The sequence below is a fragment of the Acidimicrobiales bacterium genome, assembly GCA_035547835.1.
Classification (GTDB): Bacteria; Actinomycetota; Acidimicrobiia; order Acidimicrobiales; family Iamiaceae; genus DASZTW01.
Map to the genome: position 1 here is coordinate 261,212 of DASZTW010000008.1, position 7,296 is coordinate 268,507.

7 protein-coding genes and 3 tRNA genes are annotated in these 7,296 nt (G+C 70.5%); 8 read left to right on the forward strand and 2 right to left on the reverse strand.

All coding sequences use genetic code 11. The features are described 5' to 3' along the window. The first annotated feature begins 142 nt into the window (after positions 1-142). The 4 genes from VHA73_09895 to VHA73_09910 all read left to right on the forward strand — a co-directional run bounded on the left by VHA73_09895 (position 143) and on the right by VHA73_09910 (position 5,503). Positions 143-1,957 (forward strand): hydantoinase/oxoprolinase family protein, encoded by a 1,815-nt coding sequence (locus tag VHA73_09895; protein ID HVX18334.1) that lies wholly within the window; start codon positions 143-145, stop codon positions 1,955-1,957. Then, a complete protein-coding gene (locus tag VHA73_09900; protein ID HVX18335.1) occupies positions 1,954-3,696 on the forward strand; it encodes a hydantoinase B/oxoprolinase family protein in 1,743 nt (580 codons plus the stop codon). The genes VHA73_09895 and VHA73_09900 overlap by 4 nt, the downstream gene beginning before the upstream one ends. 150 nt (positions 3,697-3,846) lie before the next feature. Next, positions 3,847-4,635, forward strand: a complete 789-nt coding sequence (locus VHA73_09905; protein HVX18336.1) for a Clp protease N-terminal domain-containing protein — start codon at positions 3,847-3,849, stop codon at positions 4,633-4,635. A 91-nt stretch (positions 4,636-4,726) separates the two neighbouring features. Then, complete coding sequence (locus VHA73_09910; GenBank protein HVX18337.1) at positions 4,727-5,503, forward strand: enoyl-CoA hydratase/isomerase family protein; 777 nt, start codon at positions 4,727-4,729, stop codon at positions 5,501-5,503. A 66-nt stretch (positions 5,504-5,569) separates the two neighbouring features. Here the strand turns inward: VHA73_09910 and VHA73_09915 are convergent, their stop codons facing one another. Beyond that, positions 5,570-6,058: a YajQ family cyclic di-GMP-binding protein gene (locus tag VHA73_09915; protein ID HVX18338.1), complete on the reverse strand. Its 489-nt coding sequence runs from the start codon at positions 6,056-6,058 to the stop codon at positions 5,570-5,572. Between the two features lie 67 nt (positions 6,059-6,125). On the opposite strand from VHA73_09915, the gene VHA73_09920 reads away from it, so the two are divergent. Beyond that, positions 6,126-6,206: transfer RNA gene (locus VHA73_09920), tRNA-Tyr, on the forward strand. Between the two features lie 53 nt (positions 6,207-6,259). Here the strand turns inward: VHA73_09920 and VHA73_09925 are convergent. Further along, positions 6,260-6,769 carry a GNAT family N-acetyltransferase gene (locus tag VHA73_09925; protein HVX18339.1) on the reverse strand — a complete coding sequence of 170 codons (510 nt, stop codon included), beginning with the start codon at positions 6,767-6,769 and terminating at the stop codon, positions 6,260-6,262. A gap of 118 nt (positions 6,770-6,887) precedes the next feature. Between VHA73_09925 and VHA73_09930 the strand changes: the two genes are divergently transcribed. The 3 genes from VHA73_09930 to VHA73_09940 form a co-directional block, all read left to right on the forward strand. Continuing rightward, positions 6,888-6,960 (forward strand) — tRNA-Thr (locus VHA73_09930). 8 nt (positions 6,961-6,968) lie between these two features. Beyond that, positions 6,969-7,045, forward strand: a tRNA-Met gene (locus VHA73_09935). Between the two features lie 112 nt (positions 7,046-7,157). Then, a partial coding sequence (locus VHA73_09940; protein ID HVX18340.1) for a GTP-binding protein occupies positions 7,158-7,296 on the forward strand: 139 nt, incomplete at its 3' end.

Sequence of the window (7,296 nt, forward strand, 5' to 3'; positions counted from 1 at the left end):
CGGCCCTCGGTACCGCTGGGCGGCGTCCTCCTCCTCACCGCAGCCACGGCTGCGCCTTCGTCGTGCGTCCGGGCCAGCGGCACCGAACGACTCGCCCTGACCACGTCCTCACCCACCGGACACACCACTAGGTTCTTCGCCGATGCGGTTCGGGGTCGACACCGGCGGGACGTTCACCGACGCGGTGGGGGCGGACGGTGCAGCCTGCAAGGTGCCGTCGACCCCAAGGGAGCCGGCCGCGTCGGTGCGCTTGGCGCTCGACGAGCTCGGCGGGTGCGACACCCTTGCGCACGGCACCACCGTTGCCACGAATGCCCTGCTCGAGCGCCGGTTGGCGACCGTGGCGCTGGTGACCAACGAAGGGTTCGCCGACGTCATCGAGATCGCCCGGCAGGTACGGCCGTCGTTGTACGACCCGTTTGCCGACCGTCCCGATCCGCCCGTCCCGCGCCGCCTTCGCGTCGAGGTTGCCGGGCGGCTGGCTGCCGACGGCACCACGCTGCGCCCGGTCGACCTCGCTTCGCTGCCGCCGTTGCCGACCGAGGTCGACGCGGTCGCCGTCTGCCTGCTGCACAGCGACCTCGACCCGGGCCACGAGCGCGAGGTGGGGGACCACTTGCGCGCCCGAGGCCTCGACGTGACGTGCTCGTGCGACGTATCGCCCGAGTTCCGCGAGTACGAGCGGATGCTCACGACCGTCGTCGACGCCGGCCTTCGCCCGGTGTGTCGCGCGTACCTCGAGCAGGTCGGGTCGCTGGCGCCCCGCGTGTTCGTGATGACATCGAGCGGGGGGCTGGTGCCCGCTGGCGTCGGCGCCGAGCACCCGGCGCTGCTCACGCTGTCAGGTCCTGCTGGTGGTGTGCGTGCCGCCGCTGCGATCGCCGCTGCCAACGGTTGGCCCGACGCGGTGAGCCTCGACATGGGCGGCACGTCGACCGATGTCTGCCTGATCCAGGGCGCCGTGCCCGATCCTGCGCCGGGCCGTGAGGTGGGCGGATGGCCGCTGCGCCTGCCGGCGATCGACGTCCACACCATCGGCGCGGGCGGCGGGTCGATCGCCCGGATCGACCCGGGTGGCGCGCTCGTGGTGGGACCCGAGTCGGCGGGTGCCGATCCAGGCCCGGCGTGCTACGGGAGGGGAGGCCGTCACCCGACCGTGACCGACGCCGATCTGGTGCTCGGCCGCGTCCCCGACGCGCAGGGTCTCGGCGGCCTCGGAAAGCTCGACCGCGCCGCGGCGCTCGCGGCGATCGAGGGCGCGGGGGTGACGGCCGAGGGAATCTGCCGTGTGGTCGACGTGGGGATGGAGGGAGCGTTGCGGGTCGTCTCGGTGGCGCGGGGCGTCGACCCCCGCGGGCTCGCGCTCGTCGCGTTCGGCGGCGCCGGCCCGCTGCACGCGGTCGCGCTGGCCGAGGCGCTCGACATGGCATGCGTGATCGTGCCGCCACGTGCCGGCGTGCTGTCCGCAGTCGGGCTGCTCGGCGCGCCCGAGCGGCGCGAGGTCGTGCGCTCCTGGCCGCACGGCGTGTCGACCGAAGGTCTGGCGGCGCACGGCGAGCGCCTCGCGGCCGAAGCCGTTGCGCTGGTCGGTGGCGACCCCGAGACCACCAGCGCCGAGGTCGTGTTCGACGCCCGGTACGTCGGTCAGGGCCACGAGTTGATCGTCGCCGACGTGGCCAGGTTCCACGACGAGCACTTGCGCCGCAACGGCTTCGCCCGCCCCGACGCGCCGATCGAGGTGGTCGCGTTGCGGGCACGCGCCTGGCGCGATGCGCCCATCGATGTCCTCGATCTTCCCGTTCCCGATCGCCCGGCCGGTCTCGGCCCGTGCGTGCTCGCCGAGCCCGACTGCACGATCTGGGTGCCCGATGGCTGGGAGGCCGTGCCCGGCGAAGCGGGCGCGCTGATCCTCCAGCGCCGGGCGAGGCCGGCGTCGACGGTCGGGAGGGGCCGGTGAGCGCCGAAGCTCGACCCGCACCGGACCCGGCCGGTCTCCAAGTGTTGCTCGCGCGCCTCGTCGGCATCGCCGAGGAGATGGGTGCTGCGCTGCGCCGGTCGGCGTACAGCCCCAACATCCGTGAGCGGGCCGACTGCTCGGCCGCGCTGTTCACGCCCGCCGGTGAGCTGTTGGTCCAAGCCGAGCACATCCCGGTGCATCTCGGCTCGATGCCGGCCTCGGTGCGGGCGGCGGTCGACGCGGTCGACGTGAGCGACCTGCGGCCCGGCGACCAGATCATCGTGAACGACCCCTTCGCCGGTGGCACCCACCTCAACGACGTGACGCTGGTGGCGCCGGCCTTCTCGGCCGGACGGCTGATCGGGTGGGCAGCCAACCGGGCGCACCACGCCGACCTCGGAGGTGCCGCCCCGGGCTCGTTGCCCGCGGACGCGACCGAGATCTTCGCCGAGGGCCTGCGGATCCCACCGGTGCGCCTCACCCACGAAGTTCGTGCCTTGTTCGTGGCCGCCTCCCGCACGCCCGACGAGCGGCGTGGCGACCTCGACGCGCAAGTGGGCGCCAACGTGGTCGGTGCCGGGCGGTTGTCCGCGCTGGCCGGCACCGGCGCAGTGTGGGACGACGTGCTCGACTACGGCGAGCGGCGGATGCGAGCTGCCCTTGCCGCGGTGCCCGACGGCTCGTGGACGTTCCGCGACGTGATCGACTCGGTCGGGGCGCCTGGGCCCGACGGCCCGGCACCGGGCGCGGCGATCGAGGTGTGCGTCACCATCGCGGGCGAGCGCATCGCCTTCGACCTCACCGGGTCCGATGCCCAACGGCCCGGCAACGTCAACGCCGTTGCCGCGGTGACCGACTCGGCGGTCGGCTTCGCGCTCCGCAGCGTGGTCGACCCCACGATCCCGGCCAACGGCGGTGCCATGCGGCCCGTCGAGATCGTCACCCGGCCGGGCACCATCGTGGCGGCCGTCCCCCCAGTCGCGGTCGGCGCCGGTAATGTCGAAGTGTCCCAACGGGTCGCCGACGTGTGCCTTGGCGCGCTGGCCCAGGCCCTCCCCGGCCGCGTCGGCGCGGCGAGTCAAGGCACGATGAACAACGTCCTCGTCGGCGGCGACGGCTGGGTGTACTACGAAACCGTCGGCGGTGGCCAAGGTGGTCGACCGACGCACGGCTCGGCCTCGCCCACACCCGGCATGAGCGGGGTGCACACCGCCATGACCAAGACTGCTCGAGTTGACCTCCGGTCAGGCGAACCCCGCCCCGGCCAGTCGGGAATTCACACCGCGATGACCAATACGCGGAATACCCCCATCGAAGCGCTGGAGCGGGCCTTCCCGTTGCGAGTGCTCCGGTACCGCCTGCGGCGGGACAGCGGTGGCGCGGGCTGGTCGTCGGGTGGCGAAGGTATCGAGCGAGACCTCCAGATGCTGGAGGACGTGACGGTGTCGCTGATCACCGAGCGCCGGGTGAGCCAACCGTGGGGCCTTGCCGGCGGTGAGCCGGGAGCTGTCGGTGAGAACTGGCTGCTGCCCGGCGGCGACGAGGCCCGAGCCGAGCGCCTCCCCGACAAGTGCACCCTCCGCCTCGCAGCCGGCGACGTCCTCCGCATGCTGACGCCAGGCGGTGGCGGCTGGGGTCGAGCGTCACACCAACTCTCACTCACGGAGGGTGCGATCACCATCGTGGGACCCGGCCTCGAGCCCGACCCCGAGATGAACGACTCCTACTTCGTGGATTGACCCCCATTCCCCGGTGCGTTCCCAGGCGGTCTCCAACGGATCTGACAATCTCCATCGGATCCAACAATCTCTGATGGTGGGTGGGTGCTGGTCCGCCTCGAGGTCAAGGGGCCATTGACGTGTTGCGAGTCGTCAATCTAAAGTTGACGCATGGCCGAAGAAGAGGAAGCAACCTCCCCGAAACGCACTCCCACCATCGACGACCTGGGGATCGGGCTCGACGACCTGATCCGCCTTGTCGACGACAGCGATCCGGGTGCCGAACCCACCGACCTAGTGGCCATCGCGATGGCAGTCGGCGACCGGCTCGGCGAGCTCGGCGACCATCTGGTCGGCCATTTCGTCGACCAGGCCCGCGCGGCGGGTGCGTCGTGGCGGGAGATCGGGGCGAGCATGGGTGTCACCAAGCAGGCAGCCCAGAAGCGCTTCGTCCCCGGCCGCGGCGACCCGTCCGAAGAGGGGTTGTTCCAGCGCTTCACCGTGCGGGCCAGGCGGGTGGTCGAGGTCGCGCACGAGGAAGCCCGACGGATGCGCAGCGCCGCGGTGAGCCCGGAGCACTTGCTGGTCGGGTTGGTCACCGATCCAGAAGGGCTCTCGGCCAAAGCGCTCGCCAGCCAAGGCATCACGCCTGACCACGTCAGAGGTGCGGTGGCGGCGTCCGGGCTGGCCACTGTCGACGAAGTCGGCGATCGCGTGCCGTTCGGCAGCGACACCAAGAAGATCCTCGGCTTCGGCCTGCGCGAGGCCCTCCGGCGCCGACACAACTACATCGGTACCGAGCACCTCCTCCTCGGCGCCATGACCGACGACACCATGGGGTCGGCCCGGATCCTCACACGCCTCGGCGCCGACCTCGACACGACCCGAGAGTGGATCGACCGGTTCCTCGGCGACCTGGTGGAGGAGAAGACCGGCTTCCGCCCTGAACTGGCGGACTGAGCCAGCGAACTTCGGCGCGTTGCGGGGGCCATGCGCCCAACACGCTCCGAACGCGCAGGTCGGCCTTGGCCGGGCGTGGCAGGCTCGGCAGATGTTCGACACCATCCGAGTGCAGGCCGATGGCCCGGTCGGTCAACTCGTATTGAACCGGCCCGACAAGCTCAACCCGCTGAGCCCGTACACGCTGCGCGAGATCGCGGCAGCGGCCCGGTGGTTCGACGCCGATCAGCCCGAGGTGCGGGTGGTGGTCGTGCGCGGCGAGGGCCGGGTGTTCTCCGCCGGGGCCGACGTCAGCGCTTTCGGTCAGCGAGACGACCAGTCGAGCCCGCATGGTGACGCCGATGCGGGACGCCTGATGGCCGAGGCGTTGGAGTCGATGTCGGCGATCGCCATCGCCCAGCTGCACGGCTGGTGCGTCGGCGGCGGCCTCGTGCTCGCCGCCGCCTGCGATCTGCGGGTGGCGGCCGACGACACCCGCTTCTCCATCCCCGAGGTCGACCTCGGCATCCCGCTGGCGTGGGGCGGGATACCCCGGCTCGTGCGCGAGATCGGGCCGGCCGTCACCAAGGAGCTGGTGATCACGTGTCGCGAGTTCGGGGCCGACGAAGCGCTGCGCCTCGGGTTCTTGAACCGGGTCGTCTCCGCTGCCGCGCTCGAGGCCACCGTCGACGAGCTCGCCCAGACCGTGGCGTCGAAGCCGGCGTTCGCCGCCCAGTCGACCAAGCGTCACGTGAACGCCGTGACCGCGTCGGCCAGCCAGGCTGGCACCGCATGGTCCGACGCCGACGGCCTGCTCGCCGGTCTGCGTGACCCCGAAGGTCGCGCGTCCGCCGCGCGCTACCTCGAACAGGTACGGCGCAAGCGCTGAAGGGCCGGACGTCGGCGCGCGGGGGACCCATGGCGCCCACGACTCCGAACGCCGGCCCGACGAACGTCAGTCGCGGAAGTTCTCGAACTGCAGCGGGATACCCAAGTTCTCCTCTTTGAGCGCGCCGATCACCGCTTGCAGGTCGTCGCGCTTCTTGGAGGTCACCCGGACCTGGTCGCCTTGGGTCTGGCTCTGCACGCCCTTGATGCCCAGCCCTTTGATCAACTTGTTGAGCTCGCGGGCCTTGTCCGACGAGATGCCGGCGACCAACGTGATCTCCTGTCGGGCCGTGCCACCGGAGGCTTCCTCGACCTTGCCGTAGTCGAGGGCCTTCAGCGACACCTTTCGCTTCACCAACCGCTCTTCGAGGACTTGGCGCAGCGCGGCGAGACGGTCCTCGGTGGAGGAGTGGAGCGTGATCTTGCCTTCACCGAGGTCGAGCGAGGTGCCGGTGTTCTTGAAGTCGTAGCGGTTGGCGACCTCACGCTGGGCTTGGTCGACCGCGTTGCGCACTTCCTGGAGGTCGACTTCGGAGACGACGTCGAAACTCGGCATGACCGTGACCCTACCCTCGGCCCTGTTGGTCGGGGACTCCTGTGGAACGACTAGATTGGCCGATCCTGGGTCGGTGCCCGAGTGGACAAAGGGAACTGGCTGTAAACCAGTCGCTTCGGCTTCGGAGGTTCGAATCCTTCCCGGCCCACCCTGCTGGCGAGCCGGTCGCGCAACTCGCGGCCGGCTCGTCTCGCGCCCGGGTCAGGGTCGCGCCGGCGGGCTGTCGAGCATGGCTTGCATCACCACGACGTCGAGCCACTGCCCGAACTTGCGCCCGACTTCTCGCTCGACGCCCACCTCCACGAAGCCGCACGCGGCGTGCAAGGCGATCGACGCTTCGTTGTGGCCGCCGATGCGGGCGATGATCGTGTGGAAGCCGCCCTCGCGCCCGAGTCGCACCAACTCCACGAGGATCGCCTTGCCGACACCTCGCCGCTGATGATCGACGCTCACGTACACCGAGTTCTCGACGGTGGTGTTGTACGCCGGGCGCTCCCGGAACGGCGACAAGGAGCCGAACCCGGCGACCGCCCCGGAGGGCTCCTCGGCGACCACGGCGGGATACGGGCCGAGGTGGCTGGCCAGCCAGGTGTGCTGCTCGTCGGTGGTGCGGGGTCGGAGGTCGAACGTCGCGGTGCCGGTGAGGACCTCGTGGTTGTAGATCTCCCGGATCGCCTCGGCGTCACGGGCTTGGGCCAGCCGCACCTGCACGACCGCACGGTAGCGTCCCTGGTCACAGGCTTGGAGCGGGCCGGTACCGATTCGGAGGGCCTTGAAGGCGTTCGCTATGATCTCTCTTCGCCCTGCCGGCGCGGCAGCGGTCTGCGTCGCCCCCTTAGCTCAGTCGGCAGAGCGTTTCCATGGTAAGGAAAAGGTCGTCGGTTCGATTCCGACAGGGGGCTCTCACCACGGCGGCGTAGCTCAGATGGTCAGAGCACTCGGCTCATAATCGAGTGGTCGTCGGTTCAAGTCCGACCGCCGCCACCACCCGCCCGACCCGGGGCCAGGCGCCGGCTCACGCCGGTGCCTCTTCCCGCGCCAGGCGGCCAGCAGCATCCATCCCCCCGACAACATCGAAGTACCGAGGAGAACAACTCCCATGGCGAAAGAGAAGTTTGAGCGGAGTAAGCCGCATTTGAATATCGGTACGATGGGTCATATTGATCATGGTAAGACGACGTTGACGGCGGCGATCACGAAGGTGTTGCATGAGGCGGATCCGTCGTCGGCGTTTACGC